Annotated in this window: 23 protein-coding genes and 1 pseudogene; 9 read left to right on the top strand and 15 right to left on the bottom strand. The window is 37.2% G+C overall.

From position 1 onward, the window contains the following. Window positions 1-62: 62 nt before the first annotated feature. The gene (pepA, locus tag EV693_RS00680; RefSeq protein WP_132500475.1) at window positions 63-1,571 is read left to right on the top strand and encodes a leucyl aminopeptidase; all 1,509 of its coding nucleotides are present in this window, start codon (window positions 63-65) and stop codon (window positions 1,569-1,571) included. An 83-nt stretch (window positions 1,572-1,654) separates the two neighbouring features. Here pepA and EV693_RS00675 read toward each other — a convergent pair whose 3' ends face one another. Genes EV693_RS00675 through EV693_RS00645 form a run of 7 tightly spaced genes read right to left on the bottom strand, consistent with a single transcriptional unit; the run spans window position 1,655 to window position 8,108 of the window. Continuing rightward, complete coding sequence (locus EV693_RS00675; RefSeq protein WP_132500474.1) at window positions 1,655-2,455, bottom strand: glycosyltransferase family 2 protein; 801 nt, start codon at window positions 2,453-2,455, stop codon at window positions 1,655-1,657. Beyond that, on the bottom strand, window positions 2,455-3,336 hold the full coding sequence (locus EV693_RS00670) for a glycosyltransferase family 2 protein (protein ID WP_132500473.1): 882 nt from the start codon (window positions 3,334-3,336) through the stop codon (window positions 2,455-2,457). Before EV693_RS00670 ends, EV693_RS00675 begins: the two co-directional genes overlap by 1 nt. Then, window positions 3,329-4,501 (bottom strand): hypothetical protein, encoded by a 1,173-nt coding sequence (locus EV693_RS00665; RefSeq protein ID WP_132500472.1) that lies wholly within the window; start codon window positions 4,499-4,501, stop codon window positions 3,329-3,331. The genes EV693_RS00670 and EV693_RS00665 overlap by 8 nt, the downstream gene beginning before the upstream one ends. 32 nt (window positions 4,502-4,533) lie before the next feature. After that, on the bottom strand, window positions 4,534-5,310 hold the full coding sequence (locus EV693_RS00660; RefSeq protein WP_132500471.1) for a glycosyltransferase family 25 protein: 777 nt from the start codon (window positions 5,308-5,310) through the stop codon (window positions 4,534-4,536). 1 nt (window position 5,311) lies between these two features. Continuing rightward, window positions 5,312-6,232, bottom strand: coding sequence for a glycosyltransferase family 52 (locus EV693_RS00655; RefSeq protein ID WP_132500470.1), 921 nt, complete (start codon window positions 6,230-6,232; stop codon window positions 5,312-5,314). Beyond that, complete coding sequence (locus tag EV693_RS00650) at window positions 6,229-7,434, bottom strand: oligosaccharide flippase family protein (RefSeq protein WP_132500469.1); 1,206 nt, start codon at window positions 7,432-7,434, stop codon at window positions 6,229-6,231. Before EV693_RS00650 ends, EV693_RS00655 begins: the two co-directional genes overlap by 4 nt. Next, the gene (locus EV693_RS00645) at window positions 7,434-8,108 is read right to left on the bottom strand and encodes an acylneuraminate cytidylyltransferase family protein (RefSeq protein ID WP_132500596.1); all 675 of its coding nucleotides are present in this window, start codon (window positions 8,106-8,108) and stop codon (window positions 7,434-7,436) included. Before EV693_RS00645 ends, EV693_RS00650 begins: the two co-directional genes overlap by 1 nt. Before the next feature lie 136 nt (window positions 8,109-8,244). Between EV693_RS00645 and EV693_RS00640 the strand changes: the two genes are divergently transcribed. Further along, a complete protein-coding gene (locus tag EV693_RS00640) occupies window positions 8,245-8,988 on the top strand; it encodes a YdcF family protein (protein WP_132500468.1) in 744 nt (247 codons plus the stop codon). A gap of 61 nt (window positions 8,989-9,049) precedes the next feature. On the opposite strand, the gene rluD is transcribed toward EV693_RS00640, so the two are convergent. Next, window positions 9,050-10,027 carry a 23S rRNA pseudouridine(1911/1915/1917) synthase RluD gene (rluD, locus tag EV693_RS00635; protein ID WP_132500467.1) on the bottom strand — a complete coding sequence of 326 codons (978 nt, stop codon included), beginning with the start codon at window positions 10,025-10,027 and terminating at the stop codon, window positions 9,050-9,052. 149 nt (window positions 10,028-10,176) lie between these two features. Here rluD and EV693_RS00630 point away from each other — a divergent pair, with 149 nt between their 5' ends. Together EV693_RS00630 and tsaD are read left to right on the top strand one after the other, a co-directional pair. After that, window positions 10,177-10,953, top strand: coding sequence for an outer membrane protein assembly factor BamD (locus EV693_RS00630; protein ID WP_132500466.1), 777 nt, complete (start codon window positions 10,177-10,179; stop codon window positions 10,951-10,953). A 97-nt stretch (window positions 10,954-11,050) separates the two neighbouring features. Continuing rightward, entirely contained in the window at window positions 11,051-12,079 is a 1,029-nt protein-coding gene (tsaD, locus tag EV693_RS00625) for a tRNA (adenosine(37)-N6)-threonylcarbamoyltransferase complex transferase subunit TsaD (RefSeq protein WP_132500465.1), read from the top strand. 24 nt (window positions 12,080-12,103) lie between these two features. Here tsaD and uvrC read toward each other — a convergent pair whose 3' ends face one another. Continuing rightward, a complete protein-coding gene (gene uvrC, locus EV693_RS00620; RefSeq protein WP_132500464.1) occupies window positions 12,104-13,933 on the bottom strand; it encodes an excinuclease ABC subunit UvrC in 1,830 nt (609 codons plus the stop codon). A 346-nt stretch (window positions 13,934-14,279) separates the two neighbouring features. Here uvrC and EV693_RS09505 point away from each other — a divergent pair, with 346 nt between their 5' ends. Then, on the top strand, window positions 14,280-14,450 hold the full coding sequence (locus EV693_RS09505) for a hypothetical protein (RefSeq protein WP_207906460.1): 171 nt from the start codon (window positions 14,280-14,282) through the stop codon (window positions 14,448-14,450). Here the strand turns inward: EV693_RS09505 and EV693_RS00610 are convergent. Next, window positions 14,440-15,345, bottom strand: coding sequence for a 1,4-dihydroxy-2-naphthoate polyprenyltransferase (locus EV693_RS00610; RefSeq protein ID WP_132500463.1), 906 nt, complete (start codon window positions 15,343-15,345; stop codon window positions 14,440-14,442). The genes EV693_RS09505 and EV693_RS00610 overlap by 11 nt on opposite strands. 93 nt (window positions 15,346-15,438) lie before the next feature. Here EV693_RS00610 and tsaA point away from each other — a divergent pair, with 93 nt between their 5' ends. Continuing rightward, a complete protein-coding gene (gene tsaA, locus EV693_RS00605; protein ID WP_132500595.1) occupies window positions 15,439-16,173 on the top strand; it encodes a tRNA (N6-threonylcarbamoyladenosine(37)-N6)-methyltransferase TrmO in 735 nt (244 codons plus the stop codon). A gap of 129 nt (window positions 16,174-16,302) precedes the next feature. Here tsaA and corA read toward each other — a convergent pair whose 3' ends face one another. The 4 genes from corA to EV693_RS00585 all read right to left on the bottom strand — a co-directional run bounded on the left by corA (window position 16,303) and on the right by EV693_RS00585 (window position 19,882). Then, on the bottom strand, window positions 16,303-17,268 hold the full coding sequence (gene corA / locus EV693_RS00600) for a magnesium/cobalt transporter CorA (protein ID WP_132500462.1): 966 nt from the start codon (window positions 17,266-17,268) through the stop codon (window positions 16,303-16,305). Window positions 17,269-17,495: 227 nt separating this feature from the next. Then, window positions 17,496-18,212 (bottom strand): two-component system response regulator ArcA, encoded by a 717-nt coding sequence (gene arcA, locus EV693_RS00595; RefSeq protein ID WP_132500461.1) that lies wholly within the window; start codon window positions 18,210-18,212, stop codon window positions 17,496-17,498. Between the two features lie 145 nt (window positions 18,213-18,357). Beyond that, the gene (gene cdd / locus EV693_RS00590) at window positions 18,358-19,263 is read right to left on the bottom strand and encodes a cytidine deaminase (protein WP_132500460.1); all 906 of its coding nucleotides are present in this window, start codon (window positions 19,261-19,263) and stop codon (window positions 18,358-18,360) included. 112 nt (window positions 19,264-19,375) lie between these two features. Then, window positions 19,376-19,882, bottom strand: a complete 507-nt coding sequence (locus EV693_RS00585) for a DUF805 domain-containing protein (protein ID WP_132500459.1) — start codon at window positions 19,880-19,882, stop codon at window positions 19,376-19,378. Between the two features lie 122 nt (window positions 19,883-20,004). Here EV693_RS00585 and prfC point away from each other — a divergent pair, with 122 nt between their 5' ends. The 3 genes from prfC to EV693_RS00570 all read left to right on the top strand — a co-directional run bounded on the left by prfC (window position 20,005) and on the right by EV693_RS00570 (window position 22,686). Beyond that, the gene (gene prfC / locus EV693_RS00580; RefSeq protein WP_132500458.1) at window positions 20,005-21,588 is read left to right on the top strand and encodes a peptide chain release factor 3; all 1,584 of its coding nucleotides are present in this window, start codon (window positions 20,005-20,007) and stop codon (window positions 21,586-21,588) included. 4 nt (window positions 21,589-21,592) lie between these two features. Continuing rightward, window positions 21,593-22,336: a 23S rRNA (guanosine(2251)-2'-O)-methyltransferase RlmB gene (gene rlmB / locus EV693_RS00575; RefSeq protein ID WP_132500457.1), complete on the top strand. Its 744-nt coding sequence runs from the start codon at window positions 21,593-21,595 to the stop codon at window positions 22,334-22,336. An 86-nt stretch (window positions 22,337-22,422) separates the two neighbouring features. Beyond that, on the top strand, window positions 22,423-22,686 hold the full coding sequence (locus tag EV693_RS00570) for a GrxA family glutaredoxin (protein WP_132500456.1): 264 nt from the start codon (window positions 22,423-22,425) through the stop codon (window positions 22,684-22,686). Between the two features lie 393 nt (window positions 22,687-23,079). Here EV693_RS00570 and EV693_RS00565 read toward each other — a convergent pair. Then, a pseudogene (locus EV693_RS00565) lies at window positions 23,080-23,731 on the bottom strand (IS1595 family transposase). Window positions 23,732-23,767 lie beyond the last annotated feature (36 nt).

Genomic DNA, 23,767 nt, shown 5'->3' with positions numbered 1-23,767 from the left:
AATAGCCATTAACTTGCATAGAATTATACCCTTTTAAACAGAAAAAAGCATTGGAGTATTCGATGGAATTTAGCGTAAAACAGAGTGCGATTGAACAGCAACGCACTGCTTGCCTGATTATAGGCATATATGAAGAACAACGTTTATCAAGTAGTGCAGCACAGCTTGATAAATTAAGCAATGGTTACATCACGACCTTATTGAAAAAAGGCGACTTGGAGGGGAAAGTTGGGCAAGCGTTGTTGCTACACCATCTTCCCAACGTGTTAGCAGATCGTGTTTTGCTGCTTGGCTGTGGCAAAGAAGGAGAACTTAACGAACGTCAGTATAAGCAAATCATCACAAAAATGATAGAAACCCTTGACGGTACTGGCTCTACTGATGCGGTATGTTATCTGAGCGATTTAACAACCAAAACACGTTCAACTTACTGGAATATCCGCTTTGCTATTGAAACCATTTATAATCATCGCTACGCTTATACCGATTTTAAAAGCATTAAACCAGAGACCAAGCATACACTGCGTGAAGTCATTTTTAATGTCGATGACCCCAAAGCATTTGCACTCGCAGAACAAGCGGTCAATCACGGCACAAGTATTGCAATCGGTGCAAATTTTGCCAAAGATCTTGCCAATTGCCCACCTAACGTCTGCACACCTAAATACTTGGCTAAGATGGCACAATCCCTTGACTCACAATATGAACATATCACGACAACGATTGTTGATGAACAAGAAATGGAACAGCTAGGTATGAACGCTTATCTAGCTGTCTCTCGAGGTTCGGAAAATCGTGCATTTATGTCAATTATCCATTATAACAATGCGACTGTTCCTGATACAAAGCCGATTGTACTGATTGGAAAAGGAATGACATTTGACTCAGGCGGTATTTCGATTAAGCCTTCAGAGGCAATGGACGAGATGAAATATGATATGGGCGGTGCTGCTGGCGTATATGGTACAATGAAAGCTATTGCCCAAATGCAGCTTCCACTTAATGTTATCGGCATACTTGCAGGCTGTGAAAATATGGTTGATGGTAACGCCTACCGTCCAGGTGATATTGTTACAACAATGTCAGGTCTCACAGTAGAAGTATTAAATACGGACGCAGAAGGTCGCCTTGTGCTATGCGATGCCCTAACTTATGCTGAGCGTTTTAATCCAGCATTAGTCATTGATGTTGCCACCCTAACAGGAGCTTGTATGGTTGCACTTGGCACACACAATAGCGGTTTAATCTCGACCCACGATACTTTGGCTAGCGATTTACTACAAGCTGCAGAACAATCTGATGATAAGGCTTGGCGTTTACCAATGGGTGAAGAATACCAAGAGCAATTAAAATCCAACTTTGCTGATCTCGCCAACATTGGCGGACGCTTAGGCGGAGCCATTACTGCAGGTGTATTTTTATCTAATTTTGCGAAAAAATACCCTTGGGCACATTTGGATATTGCAGGAACAGCTTGGAAATCAGGGATAATGAAAGGGGCAACAGGTCGCCCTGTACCGCTGTTAAGCCAATTCTTAATTAATAAAAGCAACTCACAATTGGCTGAATAAACGCCAAAATTAATGAAAAAAATGAGAGGCAGTTTGTCTCTCATTCATACTGATCGTCATCGTTATTATTTGAACAGCATACTCTATCTGCGAGTCCATTTATAAAGGTGCCGCAAAATAGAGGTAGGCAGCAATCGAGGAATTGATCGCATTGTAAAAACAGTAAAGCCATTCACTTGATTCTGCACGCCAAGACGGTGTTTAAGCCTAAATAATCGCCATTCAGCTTTAGCTTGTGCCATTCCACGACGACGCCCAACCATACCATTACCAACCCTCGCATAAACCAATATATCTGCCAAATTAGCCATTTTTTTGCCCGCACTCATCAATTTAATCCACAGATAATAGTCTTCTTGAAGATCTTCATACCCTCCAAGCTCAATAACAGCTTGTTTTTGATAAGCTACAGTCATATGGTTAAATGGACAACGTTTTTGAGCAAATTTAATAATCTCAGCTTGACTAGTTGGCACTCGGCGATAACTAATAACCTCACTTAAATGGTTGCCAAATTCCGCAATTTGCCCCCCCAAAATAGTTACATCTGGATTTTCTCGAATAAAATTAAGCTGTTTCTCAAAGCGATCTGATACACAAATATCATCAGTGTCCATACGAAAAACCCAATCATAAGAGCAATGTAATAAACCTGCATTCAATGCTTTTCCCAATCCCCGATTTTGTGGCAAGCGTACCTCTTTGAGCGGTAAGATTTTCGAAAAATTTTGCACAACATTTTCTAATTCAGGCGTAATTGCCCCATCGAATACCAACACAATCTCATCTGCAAGGTGTGTTTGTCGTGCTAAACTTTCAAAACATTCTGTTAAATATTGTGGGCTTTCTTTAATATATAAAGACATTAATACCGAGAATTTCATTAAATAAACCTTTTCAAATGAATTGCTAATTTAGGCGAAATAAAGACTATTATTGCGATAAGTAAATATTTTAACTTTGTACTCTCTTTAAATATTAAAAAATAATATTTTGCTGCTTTTCTAGATAAATTCATTATATGTGGATAAGCAAGCATATAAAGAGCATTTATTTTAAAACACTTAGCTTGCTCAATATTTTTTACATATTTTTTCCGAATATATTCTATTGCATTGTTTGTTTGCATCGTATTGGTTGAAACACTTGCTCGTTTTGTATGGAAAGTACAAATTGTCAATGCTTCATCAATATATTTTGCATTTAATTTATTAGACGCAATGAGTTTTAAAATAAACTCATAATCCTCTAGTGATAATAAATTCTTGGAAAATCCCTCCACTTCTATAAAAAATGATTTTCTAATCGCAATCATTGGTATCCCACCAATTTTATTGGCCTGCAACATCGTATTTAAACTAATTTCATTTTCAGCTAATGGACGAGTTAAATAATGGAAATTTTCATTGACCATTACACACTCTGCCTTGTGGTAAATAAAATTTGCATTAGGGTTATTTTCAATCACAGTGGCTAAAACTGCGGTTTTATCACTTCTAAAACGATCATCATCATCTAAAAACAATAACCAATCATACCGTGCATAATACACACCTACATTACGACTTTGAGCCGCTCCGAGGTTCTGTTGATTACGAATAACATTTACAGAAAAAGGATATTCTTGACTCAATTTAACCGCTTCATTTGAGCAATCATCAATAATAATCACTTCAAAATTCTGCCTTTTTTGAAGCATTAAACTGTTCAGCAAAGCAGGAATTTCATTAACACGATTATAAGAAGGAATAATAATACTAAACATTACTGCCCCTTTGTGGTTTAAACAACGTGATTCGCTTTCCAGAACGTCCAAATAATGATAGAAACATTAAAAATAGCGTCATTATTCCTGGAAAAGCATAAGCATCTGCCTTTATATTTAATACGCTAAGTATAACTAATGATGAGAGCATAAATCTCCAACTTCCATCAAACCAATTTAATGCAATTTTTCGAATAAAATAAAACATAAATAAAAAGCAACTTAACATATACAAAATGCCGCCATAGAGAAATTGGCGTAAAAATCCTGAATCCGTACTGCCATAATAACCATAATAATATCCATCTCCAATAAGAATCTGTCTTAATTCAGGTTTGAAAAGATGTTTCTCAACTAAAGTATCCGTCGATGAACTTATATTTCCATAACCATAAAAAAAGTTAATTAGCGGTTCTAAAGCGTGGCGTACATACTTATGTTCATTAAAGAAAAAAGTAAATAACAAACAAATAGCTAAAAATAAAATTAAATAAGGTAAGTATTTAAATCTGAAATAAAATAAAATACTTAACACAGACAAGGCAAGAAATGTTCTCCCAGAAATTAACCCAATAAATAAAATCATAAGAATATAAATACCATGGATAGTGTTGTACTTTCTATCATAGGCAAGAATAAAATTTAAGAGCATTAAATAAAAAATACTTAGTTGAAAGAACCCTGATGATGTTAAATTATACAGTCGATATTCCTGCTCAGAGCCGTAAAATCTAGGGTAAACTGCATTTGTTGATAATGCCAAATCAATTATTATAGGCAGTCCTAGCAATGCAAGAAAACCAATCACAGCTTGAACGGAAATACCTAATTTTAGATCTTTAATCAACGCTGATTTATCTTTATTCAGATAAACTAGATTATACACAGCGATCCCACAAATAAATAGCAGAAAGCCTTTAAAATACATTTTTATTACAGAAAAATCTGTAGAGCTGTGAATAATAATTGGAAATAGCGAAATTACAATAAGTAACAGACTGACTACTAAGCTATCTACAGGTAGCTGAATGCCTTGAGGTAGCTTATTATTTATTCCTTTATAGCATAACACTCCGATTGCAATAGCTCCCATAATAAATGCCATTCTAATAAAATGGAATAGCCACGGATCGTAAATATAAAAAAAACTAAGAAATGAAGACATCGATTACTTTCCTTTAGATAATTATTTTATGATTATTTCTTCAAGTTTTTTATTATAGCTAATAATTTCTTCACTGGGTATTTTAACCATTTTTTTATCGTATTCTGCTTTATCTCTCCTCTAGCTTGAGATAAATTGCTATTTAAAATAGGATTTTCAATTGCCATTAAAGGACGAATAACTTTAGTGTCCAAATTAAACGTATTACCAAATAAAACAAAGTCATCAGCCAACCAATAGGGTAAATATAATTCACATTGACCTAATATTTTAGCTGCTGATGACTTTTTAATAAGATAACAAACTGTACCAGCAAAATAATTTTTATAAGGATACGCCAGCCTAAAGGGAGTATTTTTAATCTCTTTCTGTAAAAAATTAAAGGTTATTGGATAATTAATCTCCAGTTCGATATCATTAAAGTGATTAATTTTAGATTGTCCAAGTATAACAATATCGCCTGAGAAAGAAGATAATAAAATATGACCTAAATAAGAATAAAATCCTTTCGTAAATAGAGCATCATCTTCACAAATTAGACTATATTCATCATCTCTAATATCCCTATCCTCTATTATCATTCGATAAACACCTAAATGACTTAATGTACAACCAACTTCTCCCTTGGTTACATTACGTCCATAATGTTGCAGAAATTTTGATAAATCAAACCGCTTATGTAGATCTGATAACGCCTCATTCATTGTATTGACAGCTTGAAAAATAATGAAGTCATCATTATTTGACTGCCTAAAAAATAATTCCCTACGTTGTTGATCTTTTTCTAACGAAATTAAATATTTTTTCATCTTATTCTCGAATATCAATAATGTTTACACCTAATTTATCAAGTAAGTCATAGCATTCAATAAAAGCAGGTTCTTTAGTATCTACTCTCAATGAAACTATTTCAATTTGTTTACTCGATATATTTAATACTGCACTACTAAAATAAGTATATATACGACAAGATCTATTTGAGTATTCTTGTGCAAGATAGTCTTCAAAAATTAATGGTGTATCAATGTATTCCACATTTTTGACCAGATAAGTCTCTCTTGGGTGTGGAAGATAATAATGAATATTAAAATTCCTAACCACTCTTTCTGCTAACTTAATATTTTCTTGCTCATCTAAATAAATCGGCTGTCCGAGTAAAATATTGACACAATCATCAAGATCCACATCTTGATGATTGTGATCAAATAAACGAATAAATTCTGTATTACAATTAATATTTGGCAAACCTTTATAAATTGTATAATGTATTTCCGATATCACTTTTATTTTTTCTACACTATACTGATTACCTAATAACGTATTCACTAAACTTCTGATGATTGTTTTTGATTCTGGCGTATAGAAAAAACTTGATGATACAATGTTTGCCGTACCATCATCAAATGTATTTAAATGATTAAAACCAATTACACTTAAAATAAACTGTATATAAATCTCATTTATACTGGCTATAAAAACCTTATCAAATAGCCTATTATTAAATTTACGTTTCAAGTAAAAAATACCATTTAATAAGTCAAGTCTATTAGTAGATTGATACATTGATAAAAAGCTATTGCATTTTCTCTCCAATCTTGCTGCATAATATCTGAATTTTTTATTTTCAACAGTATAAATCATTACTCCATAAAAGTGCTCATTCGGAAAACGCTCGATAATCTTTTCTGCAATTAATACCTGTAATGGCGTATAACATATAATTAAGTTCATTTTATTACCTCAACTTTTTTAGTTATCGCATATAACATTGGAATAATAGCTAATGAGGAAACAATTCCAGCGTAAGGAACATATTCAATTTTAGTAAAAATTAGTCCAAATAAGCTGAGTACATAAATTAGCGTAGAGATTATGGAGCAAAACGCAATAAGTTTATTCTTCCCTTGATAAAAAAGATAATTAGTCAAAATAAAATAGGGAATGGTTAACGTTGTAGATATTAAAAATAACACAATATAATATTTCACCCCTAAAAAACTCTTACCAATTACCCCGATAATAATATCTTCAGGGACAATAGAAAGGACTAAAGCAGGTATTGGCACAATAATAAATGAGCATAATGCCCATTGATGAATTTGTGATAATGTGAATTTATTCTGCTTCAAACCCTCAAAGAAATAGGGAATAATCGCCTTATTTATCGCTTGTAAAAAGATCATCAATATTGTGGAGATCTGAATACCCATCGCATATAGTCCTAAATCGGCTTGACTAAATTGATGATAAATAAAAATTTTATCTAATTGCCCTTTTAAAAATAAACTTAAATTATGTAAAATAAGTGGCATTCCAAAACCAAATAAATATCTGCTGGCTTGCTTATATTTTATTAGATTAAACTGTTTAAATTTTATTTTTCTGATATAAAACAAAAAGACGAGACAAAAAACAAACGCATTACTTACCATCATTGCTAAAATACGCTTAGTTACTAATTCCTCACTAAAAATTTCTAACAGCAGGACAGTAAAAAATACAGAACATAAACTCAGCAAAAATTGAATTTTTGCATACGACACAGGCTGCTTTTGAGATTGTTTTATACTTAATTGCACACTTAACAAAGATTGAAAAATGGCACAAAGTGCAATATATGCCATAATTTCAGATTGCACCAACCAACATATCAATAAAATGACGCTACCTAAAACCAAGGTATAAATATAACCTGTAGCAACAATGAGATTTACCGCCCTCTTACCATAAAAATAAAAATAACGAGCAACCGCCCCTTCTTGACTAAGGCTCACAATAATAAAACAAAGTGCAAGAAATGTTTGATAATAAGCAAGTTCACCAAAACCCTCTACACCTAACTTATGTGATAAATAAGGCAACATCAGCAATGGCATTGCACGAGAAATAAATTCCCCAATAAGATAAATGGCACTATCTCTTATCGCTTTCATTAGCACTCTTTCTCAATTAGACTTTCCGCAAGCTGCAAATCGTGTGTCGCATCTATATCTACCGAACGATAAGTTGGCATTAGATAAAATTTAACTTGAGGAATAAAGAAATTTTTTTCTTCGAATAAACTCTTAATGTTATTGAGATAAATTGCCCCATTTGCACGATACATTTTAGGTAGTTGCTGACGAGGGGCTTCAAAATCAAGCAACTCACGAACAGGGATAACCTTCTCATCTTCCAGTGAGAATGACTTATAAGGGTGATGCTCACATTCACAAGCTGAAATAACTGAATTACAATTGCTAGAAACAAATAATTGCATCGCATTACGAATATCTAATGCACTACGCAAAGGACTGGTAGGCTGAAATAACCCTGCAATACCTTGCTCAATATTCAATGAGCAAAGACTATGCAACACCACATCAATCGTTTTAGTCTCACTTTGTGCAAGCTCAATTGGGCGTTTTAAAGCAGCTGCACCATACTTTTCCGCTTCTTCAAGAATTCTCTCACCATCTGAGCTAACAACTATCTGATTAAACATTCCTGATTCTTTTGCAGCCAGTATCGCACGCCCAACAAGAGAAATGCCGCCCACCAACTGTAAATTCTTATCTTTAATTCCCTTAGAACCTGCTCTTGCAGGGATAATTGCAATTTTTTTCATCATTTTGACCGCTTTCAATACTGACTTAGCCACTCATTCTAAGTTTAAAACTGATGCTAAACAATAGACAATTCATACCGAATAATGAATAATGCAAGCCTTGAGAAATCTCCATTATTCAACAAATAATTATATTATGTTTGCTTTAACAAAATACCTCACCGCAATCATATTACCGCCCTTCAACCTAATCATATTGTGGGTTATTGCGTTTATTTTATTCTATTTTAAATACCATAAATTAGGTTATCTTTCTGCCTTACTTGGCGTATTTATTTTATACATTTTTAGTATCCCCTACACTTCGCAAAAACTGCACGACTCTCTCATTAAAGAAGACAATCTCTCCTTGCAAGATTATCAATCTGCACAAGCTATCGTACTATTAGGTGGAGGGTTGAGAGACAGCAAAGAATTATTCGCTTCATTAGCAACCAACCAAATTGCCGTTGAACGAGTACGTTATGCTGCCTATTTGCAACGAAAAACGCAATTACCGCTATTAATCACAGGCAATAGCCCAAACACAAAATCCGAAGCGAGCGTAATGGCAAGAGAACTCGAATTTTTCTTTAATGTCCCAACCCAATGGCTAGAAGAGAAAGCCAAAACAACCAAGCAAAATGCCCAATTTAGCCGTGAAATTCTAGAAAAAGAACATATTTCCAAAATTATCCTCATCACCAACCAATGGCATATGCAAAGAGCAAAATTACTATTTGAACAACAAGGGTTTGAAGTTCTCCCAGCGAGTGTCGGCTCAGGAAGAACCCCTGAAGTTTATGGATTAAATGCAATGTACTTTATACCACAATCTGGTGCATTGCATAGCAATACCCTTGCATTAAAGGAATGGCTAGGATATTGGAAAGAAAGGTAAATGAGTTAAAAAATGTAAGCTTGTAAAGCCTTACAAAATTACACTATCTATTCGTTATCTTTTAATAATCCAACTCATCTTTGTAAACCTGATAATCTGCTTTTAATGCGTCAATCAGTTCAATAAAATCATTAGGTAATGGGGCGTGCCATTCCATTAATTCCCCCGTTATTGGGTGGTTAAGGCGTAGCATTGTAGCGTGCAATGCTTGGCGTTTGAAGTTTCTCAGCAAAGCTAAAAATTCTGCATTTGCCCCTTTCGGTGGACGTGGACGACCACCATATAGCTGGTCGCCTAACAGTGGGTGTGCAATATGAGCCATATGCACTCGAATTTGGTGCGTTCTTCCCGTTTCTAAGCGTAGGCGTAGGCGAGTATAATTGCGAAACCGTTCCATAATTCGATAATGTGTTACCGCAGGTTTTCCCATTGGGTGTACCGCCATTGCTGTGCGTTTTGTTGGGTGGCGTGCCATTGACTGATCCACTTTTCCACCTTGCGTCATAATTCCAGTGGCAATAGCTTCATATTCACGAGTAATCTGGCGTTTCTGTAATGCATTAACTAAATGTGTTTGAGCAGGAATCGTCTTGGCAACAACCATTAACCCTGTGGTATCTTTATCTAAGCGGTGTACAATTCCCGCACGAGGTACTTCCGAAATTTGGGGAAAGTAATGAAGTAATGCATTAAGTATTGTGCCATCAGGATTGCCTGCACCTGGGTGAACAACTAGATCTTTCGGTTTATTAATGACTAAAATTTCATCGTCCTCATACACAATATTGAGCGGTATTTCTTGTGGCTCAAAACGAGTTTCTTCTTCAATTTCCGCTTGAATTTCAATATATTCTCCACCGAAAACTTTCTCTCTTGCCTTGTTAATAACTTTTCCGTTTACGCACACCTGATCGTTTTCGATCCAAACTTTAATGCGTGAACGAGAATAATCTGGGAACAATTGTGCGAGTGCTTGATCTAAACGTACTCCGAGTAAATCAGGCGTTATCTCAGCCTGTAAGGTGATTTGTTGCGTCATTAAAATAAAATTCCAAATTTATGATTTTCTTATTGAGCGATGTCCTATAGAATAGCAGCAATTGCAGGCTGAACTTTCTTGACAACGTTTGGTCGAATTTGCATTGTACATTAACTTTTCATTGCAAACACTTTTTATAGGTAACCATTATGAATAAACTGAGCTCATTTATTTCAATTATTTTTGCAAGTCTTGTCTTGGCTAGCTGCTCAAGTTCAGATAAAAATGAATTTGAAGGCATACCCGAACAAGAATTATATAACAAAGGACAAGCCTATTTACAAGATGGTAATTATAATAGTGCAATTCGTCATTTAGAGGCTTTAAGTACACAATCTCACAGTATGCTCGGTGAACAAATTGAGTTAAGTTTAATCTATGCCAACTATAAATTAGGTGAATATCACAAGGCTCTCATTGATGCTGAGCGTTTCGTTCGTGTCTACCCAAATAGTGCGAGTATGGATTATGTCTACTATTTGGCAGCATTATCTAATGCACGTTTAAGTGATAATTTCGTTCAAGATTTCTTTAAAGTCAGTAATGCTCAGCGTGCAGTCGATGCTGTCCGCAATGCTTACGGTAGTTTCCAAACATTAATTCAACATTTCCCTCAAAGTCAATATCGCCAAGAAGCAGAGCAGTGGTCAGCCTATTTACTAAATCGATTAGCTGAACACGAGCTTGCCATTGCTAAATTCTATATGAAACGTGATGCGTATGTGGCAGTTAGCAACCGTATTCAAAATATGATGCAACTTTACCCAAATAGCAAAGCAACCTACGAAGCGCTACCGTTATTGCAAGAATCGTTTGAAAAAATGGGCATTCACGATTCAGCACAAAAGATCACAGTATTAATTGAAGCTGGTCGTGCTAAACAGTTTAAAAATATTAAAAAGCCCGAGTACGGTGAAAAATTTTAATTTTCTCTATTGATCTCAACTCACTAGCGGTCAATATCAACTCAAATTTTGCAAAGGGGCAATTGCCCCTTTCGTTCATTGTATTTTAAAGATTATTATGCGAATTTTAGGAATTGAAACATCTTGTGATGAAACAGGCGTTGCCATTTTTGATGAACAAGAAGGTCTAATTGCCAATCAACTTTATAGCCAAATTGATATTCACGCTGATTATGGCGGAGTTGTACCCGAATTGGCCTCTCGTGATCACATTCGTAAAACACTGCCATTAATTCAGCAAGCTCTAAAAGAAGCGAATTTGAATGCGGATCAAATCGACGGCATTGCTTATACATCAGGTCCTGGGCTAGTAGGTGCATTGCTAGTCGGATCGACGATCGCTCGCTCATTAGCCTACGCTTGGAATGTGCCAGCTCTTGGCATTCATCATATGGAGGGACATCTACTTGCACCAATGCTAGAAGATAATCCGCCAGCATTTCCCTTTATTGCATTACTCGTATCTGGTGGACATACTCAATTAGTCAAAGTTGATGGAGTTGGACAATATGAACTACTAGGTGAATCCATTGACGATGCTGCAGGCGAAGCCTTTGACAAAACAGCAAAATTACTTGGCTTGGATTATCCTGGGGGAGCTGCTTTAGCAAAATTAGCTGAACAAGGTGTGGCCGAACGCTTTATTTTCCCTCGCCCAATGACGGACCGACCAGGGTTAGATTTTAGCTTTTCTGGCTTAAAAACCTTTGCTGCCAATACTATTCAAGCTAACTTAAATGAACAAGGACAACTCGATCAGCAAATACGCAATGATATCGCCCACGCCTTTCAGCAAGCCGTAATTGATACTTTAATGATAAAATGTCGCCGTGCATTACAAGAAACAGGCTATCAGCGTCTAGTCATTGCAGGAGGAGTGAGTGCCAATCAACAACTACGCACCCAACTAGCAGCCTTAATGAAACAAATCGGCGGCGAAGTATTCTACCCTCGTCCTGCTTTTTGCACGGATAATGGAGCGATGATCGCCTATGCAGGCTTTTTACGCTTGAAAAAAGGCGAATCTAGCAGCTTAGCCATAAACGTAAAACCGAGATGGTCAATGACTGAGCTCAAGGCAGTTTGATATTGAAATTATTATGTACAAAAATCAACCACTATGTAATGTATCAAAGATCACTTCGGCTAATCCTTTGGAAATACCTGGGACAGATTGAATTTCTGCTAATGTAGCTGATTTCACCCCTTGCATACCGCCAAGGTATTTTAGTAATGCTTGACGACGTTTAGCACCAACACCTGTGATAGATTCTAGACCGCTTTCGGTAAATGCTTTTTGGCGTTTTTTACGATGTCCTGTGATGGCGTGGCGGTGTGATTCATCACGAATATGCTGAATTAAATGCAAAGCAGGGCTATCAGAAGGTAAATGGATTTCCTTATTCCACTTGCTGATGATCAATGTTTCTAATCCTGCTTTTCGCTCTACCCCTTTTGCTACGCCGATGAATAATGGCTTAGTTTTATCCCAGTCCACTTGCAATGCATCAAATGTTGCTAAGGCACGATTTAACTGCCCCTTTCCTCCATCAATAAAAATAATATCAGGAATTTTTTCTAGCGGTAACGGCTTGTTATAACGTTTGACTAGTGCTTGTTCCATTGCTGCATAATCATCGCCTGCGGTAATGCCTGTAATATTAAAACGGCGATAATCTGATTTTAGTATCCCATTTTGGTCAAAAACTACACAGGACGCAACCGTCTGATTTCCCATCGTGTGAGAAATATCGAAACATTCCATTCGTTTGATCTCTGGCAAGTCTAATAATTCCTGTAGAGCGGTATAGCGTGCTGAAATTAATGTATCTTGCTTTAGTTGCAAGCTCAGTGCAGCAAGAGCATTGGTTTTAGCAAGGGCTAAATAGCGACTTTTTTCACCACGCACTTTATCGACAATCTCTACCTTATGCCCTGCCTGTTCTGTTAAAATATGCGATAAGATTGCAGCTTCTGACAATGACTGATCGAGAATAATTTGGTTTGGAATAGTGCGATGTTGATTCATCTGCAAATAAAATTGCCCAACAAATGTATCAGCAAGCTCACCCAATGCAGTATCGCTGGGTACTTTTGGAAAATAACTACGACTGCCAATCACCTTACCTTGTCGCACAAACAAAATATGCACACAAGCGATGCCGTGCTTATACGCAATAGCAATAATATCAAGATCGTCTAAGCGATCATTCGCAACAAATTGTTTCTCTTGCACCGCTCGCACGGATTGTATCTTATCTCGAAAACGAGCCGCTGCTTCAAAATCCAATGCTTCTGCAGCATATTCCATTTTCTGTACCAAATGCTCTACCACTTGATTATCTTTGCCTTGTAAAAATAATCGCACAAAATTCACCTGTTGATCATATTCTTCTTGCGAATAATAGCCTTCAACACAAGGAGCAAGACAACGACCTATCTGATATTGCAAGCAAGGTCGAGAGCGGTTTTTATAATAGTTATCTTCACATTGACGAATCGGAAACAATTTTTGTAGCAAATTGAGCGTTTCACGCACGGCATTCGCATTAGGATAGGGTCCAAAATATTCTCCTGCTACCTTTTTCGAGCCTCGAAAACTGGTGATCCGAGGGTGGCGATGCTGAGTCAGTAAAATATAAGGATAAGATTTATCATCTCGCAGCAACACATTATATTTAGGCTGATTTTCCTTAATATAATTATGTTCCAACAATAACGCTTCGGTTTCTGAATGCGTGATAGTCGTGTCAATGTATGCAATATTCGCCACCAACGCTTCCGTTTTTTTACTGGAAAGTTGGCTACGGAAATAGCTCGACAAACGTTTTTTTAAATCTTTCGCCTTCCCTACATAGATAATGGTTCCCTTGGAATCGTACATACGATACACCCCAGGGCTATGCGGCACATTAGCAAGAAAAGTTTTAGCGTCAAACATATTGCAAAAAATAAGAAAAATCTAACCGCTATTTTATGCAAAATCATAAACAAAGTCTTGTTCTATGATAAGTTTAGAGTGAAATGTCGAGCTTCGCTCTTCAGACGAACAACGAGAAAAAGAAAATTGGCAAGGCGACAACAACCCTTACGCCAGCCTGCCGCAGATGATGCTTTTGACCTACCAGTTGCCCGAGTATATCCGAGCCATCGCCACCCAAGGTGAGTTTAACGAGTTTGATTTAAATGCATTTTTTCGTGCCGACGGCAGGGGCGAAACCGCCATATTCAAGCACCCCAATGAAGTGTAAAAATGGCTGGATTTACTCCGTGACAAGCTTGATGAGATGATTATCATCCATCTCAAACAAGGCAATGTCAAACCGCTAATGCCGTTTTCTGATGTCAATTTATTGCAGAGTTTACGCCATTCGTTTTGGTATTTACCAAACGTGGCAAGCTGTGAGGCGATGCATAATTTGCTACACGCACCGAATAAACAAAATATCACAAAATAACCCCTATACTAAAAAGTAAATTAGTCAGCAATGCAAGACCTGCCATTTGCCCTAGGGAAGCACGCAGTTCTACTGGGGCTTGATGACGAAGAACAAACAATCCATGCTTTATCAGAATCGGAATAGAAAGCAAGAAAAGGAATTGATACCAGTGGTCAAATGTATTTAATGCAAAAATCAAGTAAGAGATCATTGCGGCTACAAGCAGCAGTAGATGATAAATCCGTCCTCTTTGGCTGCCAATACGAACAATTAAGGTATTTTTCCCCGCCTTGCGATCTTGTTCTACATCTCGTAAATTGTTGATATTAAGTACAGCAACAGCAAGTAATCCACAGCCTAACGCAGGTAAAAAAACCTGCCACAAAAGGCTGTGAGTTTGTAAATAAAAAGTACCAAACACGCCTAAAAAACCAAAAAAAATCAGTACTGATAAATCACCAAGTCCCAAATAACCGTAAGGTTTTTTCCCTATTGTGTAAGTTATAGCTGCAAAAATTGCAATTCCCCCCAATGCTAAGAATATCACCAGATCATATAACTCTTGGTAAGCATATAATACGAGAGTTACCCCCGATAACATTGACAAGCCTGCAACGATAAATAATCCTTGTTTTAACTGTAAGGCAGATATTTTGCCCTTTTGAATTGCACGAAGTGGACCTATTCTAGCTTCCGTATCAGAACCTTTAATATGATCACCATAATCATTCGCAAAATTGGACAATATTTGAAGTAATAATGTTGTCAAAAACGCAAGGAAAGTTGTTATTCCATCAAACTTTCCCAACCAATGTGACAACGATGATCCCACAAGAATAGAAGCAAGAGCCAATGGCAAGGTTTTTGGTCTGGCAGTAGAGAACCAAATAAAAAAAGAAGACGACTTTATCATACCAACATTATTCTTAATATTTATGTGTTAAAAAAGAGTATTATATTATAAAAGTATAATGATAAATTTGATTTATAACAAAAAATAAAGATGATGAATTTACCTAACAATCTGATTTTAAAACCTATTGGCATAATTAAAAGTCCTTATGGTGAAAAATTTGCAGTACCTAGACAACCAAACCTCATTCAAGAAGGAAAAGGCGTTTTATACCTTACACCACCTTATTGCAACCCAGATGCTGTTCGTGGTTTAGAAGAATTTAGCCACCTATGGCTGATTTTCCAATTTCATCATATTCCAGAGAGACCATGGCACGCAACGGTACGCCCCCCTCGCCTAGGTGGAAATACTCGGATAGGCGTATTTGCGACACGAGCAACTCACCGCCCAAATCCAATCGGGCTATCTAAAGTCGCATTAGAAAAAATAGAAGTGATCAATGGAAAAGTCATTTTGCATCTAGGAAGTATTGATCTTGTCGATGGCACACCAATTTTTGATATAAAGCCCTATTTAGCTTACGCTGACAATGAGCCCACCGCTTATTCCAGCTTCGCACAAACTCCTCCAAGCCCATCTTTAGAAGTAGAGTGGCAACTAAAGGCATTACAAGCGGTTAGAAAAAGTAAAAATTTTGCAAAATTTAATATTCAAAACCCACAACAGTTTATTACCGATGTCATCGCACAAGATCCACGCCCTGCTTATCACCAAGGAAAAGTAACAAACGAAAGAGTTTATGGCATCAAGCTCGCTTATCATAATATACTTTGGAAGATAGATAACGAAACTCCACATAAAGCGGTAGTTTTGGGATTGGAGTGAGATAGGAAGTGATATCTTATTTACATACCTCAAAGTCTGTATTAATTTAACAGACACAAAAGTAGCTAAATATGATAGAAATAACATTTAGCTACCATTTTGCCTATCGCATAGAAATAGGAATATCAGTTACAACCAACCTTTACGTTTGAAATAGATATAAGGGATAGCAGCTGCCAAAGCCATTAGGCAGAGTGCCATCGGGTAGCCATATTTAAATTGTAATTCTGGCATCCAGCTAAAATTCATACCGTATGTGGATGCGACCAATGTAGCAGGTAAGAACATAACGGATACAAGCGAGAAGAATTTCATAATACGGTTTTGTTCAATGTTAATAAAGCCCATTGCCGCTTGCATTAGAAAGTTAACTTTTTGGAAGAGTGATTCGTTGTGCGGTTGTAGGGATTCTATATCTCGCATAATATCTCGTGCTTGTTCTAGTTGGTTATTGGGCAGTCGAGTTTTTCGTAGTAGGAAACTCAATGCTCGCTGTGTATCCATCAGACAGAGGCGTACTTTTGAGCTGGCATCTTCTAGCTCCGTGAGATCAGAGAGAGCTTCTCTAAAATGATTGGTTTCTGCTTCTTGTTGCTCTTGATTTTTTAAGATTACCCGACTTAATCTTTCTAAATCTGAATAGACAGTTTCAATCACATCAGCGAGTTGCTCAATTTTTGTTTCAAAGAGGTCAAGTAATAGTTCATAAGCATTGCCGTCAATTAATTTAGCACGACGTGAACGCATTCGATATAGTCGAAAAGCAGGCAAATCACGATCACGCAAGGTAAATAAGCGTCCATCACGCACGGTAAAACCAACAGTGGCAATATCAGCATAATCATCGTCATCAACGCAATAGAAAAAAGAATGTAAATGCAATCCATCTTCATCTTCAAAGAAGCGTGCAGAAGCTTCTAAATCATCTAACTCGTGTTCCTCTGCAAGGGTTTGATCTAGGCGATTTTCTAATACACTTCGTTCTTCATCGCTAGGATCAACAAGATCTATCCAAATTGCACGATTTAGCTGATCTTGTACTGTTTCATCAACATCAATCAGACGATCATTCTCTAATGAAAAAGCTCGAATCATATAATTCCCCTAATCATCGTATCCCCCTCGGCATAGATGTATAAATAAGAAAAAGGATATAAACAACAAAGGCGAAAAATGACTAAAAATTTCGCCTAGTTTAAATTTAAACCCAAAGTGAGTATAAGCGAAAAATTTTAGTTAAACTCTTACAAAACAGCGGCGAATTCTACAAAATAACCGTACAGAATTGCAATCTTTTTCAATATATTAACCGCTATATCTAGTTATTCTAATTCACCACAGAAACGATAACCTTCTCCATGAATAGTAACGATAATTTCTGGTGTATTTGCGTGTTCTTCAAAATGCTTACGAATACGGCGGATTGTTACATCTACTGTTCTATCGTGTGCTCGCAGACTTCGTCCTGTCATTCGTTTTAGCAAATCTTCTCGAGTTTGGATTTTTCCAGGGTTTTCACAAAAATGCTGTAACGCTCTAAATTCGCTGCGAGGCAGTTTGGTAATATCTCCTTCAGGACTGATTAAACTTCTACTATTAACATCTAACACCCAACCATTGAAGCGATAGCTTTCCACTTGGCTTACTTCAGGGAATAATTTGCTTTTTTCCTGCATTGTTCTTTGCAACAAATTACGGGCTCTAATAGTTAGTTCACGAGGGTTAAATGGCTTAGTAATATAGTCATCTGCTCCAATTTCTAGCCCTAGGATTTTATCAACCTCATTATCACGTCCTGTCAGAAACATAAGAGGAATATTGGTATTTTCACGCAATTCACGAGCAAGCATTAAACCGTTTTTACCTGGTAGATTAATATCCATAATCACCAAATTAATCTCTTTTTGTTCCAGTATTTGATGCATTTCAATCCCATCAGATGCCTCAACGATATCATATCCTTCGGCTTCAAATACGCTTTTTAATGTCTGCCGTGTTACAGCTTCGTCTTCAACAATAAGAATTTGTGGGTTTTTCATATATTTGCCTTAATTTATGTATATTATTGTTATCATCGCATTGTACTGTTCATAAGACGTTATCGGAAAGTCTTATTTTTAATTTAATTATTTACAATCAAATTTTTGCCAAAAACAACGCATTTTAACTAAAAATCACTGCGTTTTAGTCAATGTTGAGATACTCAATTGGTAATTCTAAATGCGTTTTGACCAAGGATTCAACAATATGACGGTGGCTTAGGCTGCCTTGCATTTCTACCATAACTACTCGGCTAATTTCTATATCTGCTAAGCCACATAAACGGCGATAATTTAATGCACTTTGCAATGGCAAGAAACTCGGATTAAAAGCCGCATTTTCTGCATAACGCCCTGTAACAACCTGCTCGACCACTTGTAAAGCAACGCCACTTCTAGCTTGGCTATAGGGGGCGTAAGATTTCAAACAGGCAGTGATTGCCGCTTGTATGAGCTTATCTCCAGTAGAATGAGTGCAGGCTAAGTCATCTTGAGCTGGCTCATCAAACAGAACGTGACTAATTTGTAAATCTTTAGGACCAAATGCATCAGGTAAATAGTTGTGCAATAAATTATTTTGGCTGTGTGGAAGGTGAATTTTTAGTGTTGCTGCACTATTTAACTCATTCATAAACTGGCGACAATGCCCGCAAGGTGTGTAATTAACAATCACATCAGTAATTGCTTTTTCCCCAGCTAACCAAGCGTGAGAAATTGCACTCTGCTCTGCGTGAATACTCTGTTGAATTGCGTTGCCAGCATATTCTTGATTTGCACCAAAATAAAAATCGCCAGATTGTCCAATGGCAATTGCTCCCACATTGAAATTTGATACAGGGGTAAGTGCGTAACTGGCTGCAACAGGCAGGCAAGCAAGTGCAAGTTCAACGACTGAAAGTTGAAATTGTGCGGTGAGTTTTTTAATGATTTCTGCAGAGAAATGTGCGTGATATCGCTGTGCAACGAGTTGTTCAATTACTGTTTGCACAGCAGGATTACCCAATTCAGTAAGGTTGTCTAGGCGTGTTTTGATGTCAGATAAAGTTGGCATAACCTCTCCTAATTAGTGTGTACTATTTGACTAAACCGAACGCACAAGCGGTAATTTTTTGCAAAATTTCTGTAAGTATTAACCGCTTGTGAAGGTGTTAGAGTATATTGCACTACACTACTACAACTTGAGCTTGTGTTGCAGTCATTGCTTTCGGATCTTCACCATATTTATTAGCAAACCGTTGTCCATCTTTAAATGTCAAGACTAAAAAAATAATAAGTATTGCAATATTGAAAAAAATAAATAAACCGTAGAGTAAGTATTCGCCTATTTGGATTCCACCCATCTCTTGATCAAGGGCAAATATTGTTGCCAAAAAGAGGACAAAATACATCACAAGAAAAGCAGCTTGCAACCAACCAGAGTATCCAAGATCGTGTAATCGGCGTGTAATCACACTCACTGTCGCAATAAAAAAAATTAATGAGTAAGTAAAGGATATAACTACCAATAAACCTTTTAATGCTGGCAAATCAAAGAAACCAATTAAATTAGATAGAACTCTAAACATCAAGGTAATCAAGAAACTGATCAGGATAAACCAGCCAAATTCACGGCGGCGAGAACGTCCTTTGAAATCAAAACTACGTTTTAATCCTAGAATAAACCAATTCATATTTATATCTCCAAGCGGTTATTTTTGGGAACATTTTTGCAAATAATAGCACAAGTTTCGATTGTTCTATATGGTTAAATCAGCGAAAATAGTGTATTAATATCATCAAATAAGAGAAGAAAATGTTATATCCTCAAGAACAAGTAAACAAACGCCGTACTTTTGCGATTATTTCGCACCCTGATGCAGGTAAAACGACAATCACTGAAAAAGTGTTGCTTTACGGTAATGCCATTCAAACGGCGGGTTCGGTTAAAGGTAAAGGGTCTACCGCACACGCAAAATCGGACTGGATGGAAATGGAAAAACAGCGTGGTATCTCAATTACTACCTCGGTAATGCAGTTTCCTTATAATGACTGTTTAGTCAATTTGCTAGATACCCCTGGACACGAAGATTTTTCGGAAGATACTTACCGCACACTGACGGCAGTGGATAGTTGCTTGATGGTGATTGATAGTGCTAAAGGGGTAGAGGAGCGAACAATTAAATTAATGGAAGTGACTCGCCTGCGTGATACACCAATCCTTACCTTTATGAATAAACTCGACCGTGATATTCGTGATCCGATGGAATTATTAGACGAAGTAGAGAATGTGTTGAAAATCCGCTGTGCACCCATTACTTGGCCAATTGGCTGCGGTAAATTATTTAAAGGGGTATATCATATCGCTAAAGATGAAACCTATCTTTACCAAACAGGTCAAGGGCATACCATTCAAGCATTGCGTGCCATTAAAGGGCTAAATAACCCAGAGCTTGATGCGGCGGTGGGAGAAGATCTTGCTCAGCAGCTTCGTGATGAATTAGAATTGGTGCAAGGGGCATCGAATGAATTTGATCACGATGCTTTTATTAAGGGTGAACTCACGCCTGTTTTTTTCGGTACAGCATTGGGGAATTTTGGGGTAAACCATTTCCTTGATGGTCTAACCGAATGGGCGCCGTCTCCACAAGCTCGTGAAGCAGATATACGCAAAGTGGACAGTTCAGAAGAAAAATTCACTGGTTTTGTATTCAAAATCCAAGCCAATATGGATCCGAAACATCGAGATCGGGTTGCTTTTATGCGAGTCGTGTCGGGTAAATATGAAAAAGGTATGAAACTCAAACACGTTCGTATCGGCAAAGATGTCGTGATTTCAGATGCTCTCACCTTTATGGCAGGCGATCGAACTCACGCAGAAGAGGCTTATGCGGGTGATATTATTGGGCTACATAATCACGGCACAATTCAAATTGGCGATACCTTTACGCAAGGAGAAAATATCAAGTTTACTGGTATTCCTAACTTTGCCCCAGAACTGTTCCGTCGTATCCGCTTAAAAGATCCACTCAAACAGAAACAGTTACTTAAAGGCTTAGTACAGCTCTCTGAAGAAGGGGCAGTGCAAGTTTTTAGACCGCTGATCAACAATGATTTGATCGTGGGAGCGGTTGGCGTGTTGCAATTTGATGTGGTAGTATCACGTCTTAAAACAGAATACAACGTTGAGGCGATTTATGAAACAGTCAATGTCGCTACTGCTCGCTGGGTCGAATGTGATGACGTGAAGAAATTTGAAGAATTTAAGCGTAAAAATGAGCAAAATCTTGCGTTAGATGGCGGAGATAATTTAACCTACATCGCTCCAACAATGGTCAATCTCAATCTTTCTATTGAACGTTATCCAGACGTTCAATTCTTTAAAACTCGGGAGCATTAAGACAATGAGTGAACAAATTTATGGCATTCACGCCATCAAGTCCTTTCTAGATAATGCTCCTGAAAGATTGATAGAAGTAATGGTGCTTAAAGGACGAGAAGATAAACGTCTCGCTCCACTGTTGAAAGAATTACAACGCTTAGGCATTTCTGTCCAACAAGTCAATCGCCAAACGCTAGATAACAAAGCACAAGGCGAGGTACATCAAGGGATTATCGCAAAAGTTGTTCCTCAAAAAGAGTTGAATGAAAGCGATCTTGATACAATTTTGGCTCGTACAAACACACCACTGCTATTAATTCTAGACGGCGTAACCGATCCGCATAACCTTGGTGCTTGCTTACGCAGTGCTGATGCAGCAGGGGTTGATGCAGTGATTGTGCCAAAGGATAAATCTGCACAACTAACAGCCACCGCCCGCAAGGTTGCCTCTGGTGCCGCTGAAACTGTACCACTCATTCGAGTAACAAATCTCGCTCGTACAATGCGTGAATTACAGGAAAAGCACAATATTTGGATTGTTGGTACTGCAGGTGAAGCAACAGATAGCATTTATACCGCTAAACTTACTGGTTCGATTGCCCTCGTAATGGGGGCTGAGGGAGATGGAATGCGACGTTTAACACGAGAACATTGTGATCAACTCGTTCACCTTCCAATGGCAGGATCTGTCTCCTCATTAAACGTCTCTGTCGCAACGGGCATTTGCTTATTTGAAATCGTCCGTCAGCAGCTAGAGATCAAATAACGTAAGCGGTTATTTTGAATAGATATTTTGCAAAGCTGCATTGCTTACTTTATCATTTTATTATATTTTTTATACAAGGAGCTTTTATGTTTGTTGAAATTTATGGTCGTTTAACCTGTCCTTATTGTGCTCGTGCCAAAGCACTAGCGGAGAAAATGAAACTTGAATTGGCAGATTTCGATTTCGAATTCATTGATATGATCGAGAAAAATATCTCCAAACAAGATCTTGAGCCTCGTGTTGGAAAGCCTGTTGCTACCGTACCACAAATCTTTTTAGATAATGTTCATATCGGTGGTTATTCTGATTTTCAACCTTTAGTAAAAAAACACTTTGGGATAGAGATTTAATTTAATACTGCAGACGTGTAATTTTTACAGGATTTGTTGAACTAATTAATTTTAGAAGCATAGTGTGTACACGTTTGCTGCACCTTTATTGAGTGCTTAAAGGGGATTTTCCCGCTATTGACTGCTAATACCAATTACGCAATTCGGCGATGCCTTGCTGGTAACGTTCTTGATGGTACTGCTTGGTGATAGCTTGGTATTGTCGATAATTGCTATGTTATTTCCAGTGAACCGCCATCACTTAAACACATAAAGCTGACTAGGCTCAATATAAACACCATCCCAATCGCTATTTTTAGCACTTCCATACTAATTCTTCACACAAAAAAGAGGTGCATTCTATCTCAATACACCCCTTTTTTATAAAATAAATGGGGCTGTATTAGATCAGCCCTAAATTTCACACCATTTTCTCAACGTTTTAAGCTGTTCTTTTGGCGTCCCAAGGTTAAACCGAAATTCACATTCCTTCAAGAATAAAGGGAAATTTTTTCGGTCGATTCCATTATATTTTCGAAGTATTCGCTTAGCCTGACTCCAAAAATTTTCAATCCCATTGATATGATTTTGTTTCACTGCAAACAGTTCGGAATGATTGATTCTTTCGTGATGAAATTGGCTCACATCAAGTGCGTCATAACTCCGATAAGTATCCGTGTAAACCCAGCTGTCAGGCTTAATTTTCCTTGTAATAACAGGCATTAACGTCTCTGTTTTAGTATTTCCCACTACAACAGTAAACACCTTTCCTTGCCGCTTTAACAAACCAAAAACCGCCACTTTTCCCAGCTCCTCGTCCTCGCTTTCCTTTGCGATGACCACCAAAATAACTTTCATCAAGCTCAATTTGACCATCAAATACTTCATCAGCTTCAAGAGCTAAATGGTAAGTAATGACTTCACGAAGTTTTCGGTAAAATAATGCGCTGGAATTAGGGTTTATCCCCAAAATATCAGCTGCAGAACGAGCCGTTACTTCTAACACAAAAAATTCAAGGAGCTTTTTCTGTATAGATTTCTTTAATTTACAATGAGTTATCTTCATTTTCATAGACTAGCATACTTGCTGATCTAATACAGC

It is taken from the genome of Nicoletella semolina, from assembly GCF_004345745.1.
Lineage (GTDB): Bacteria > Pseudomonadota > Gammaproteobacteria > Enterobacterales > Pasteurellaceae > Nicoletella > Nicoletella semolina.
This window is presented reverse-complemented; position numbering and strand designations above follow the sequence as displayed.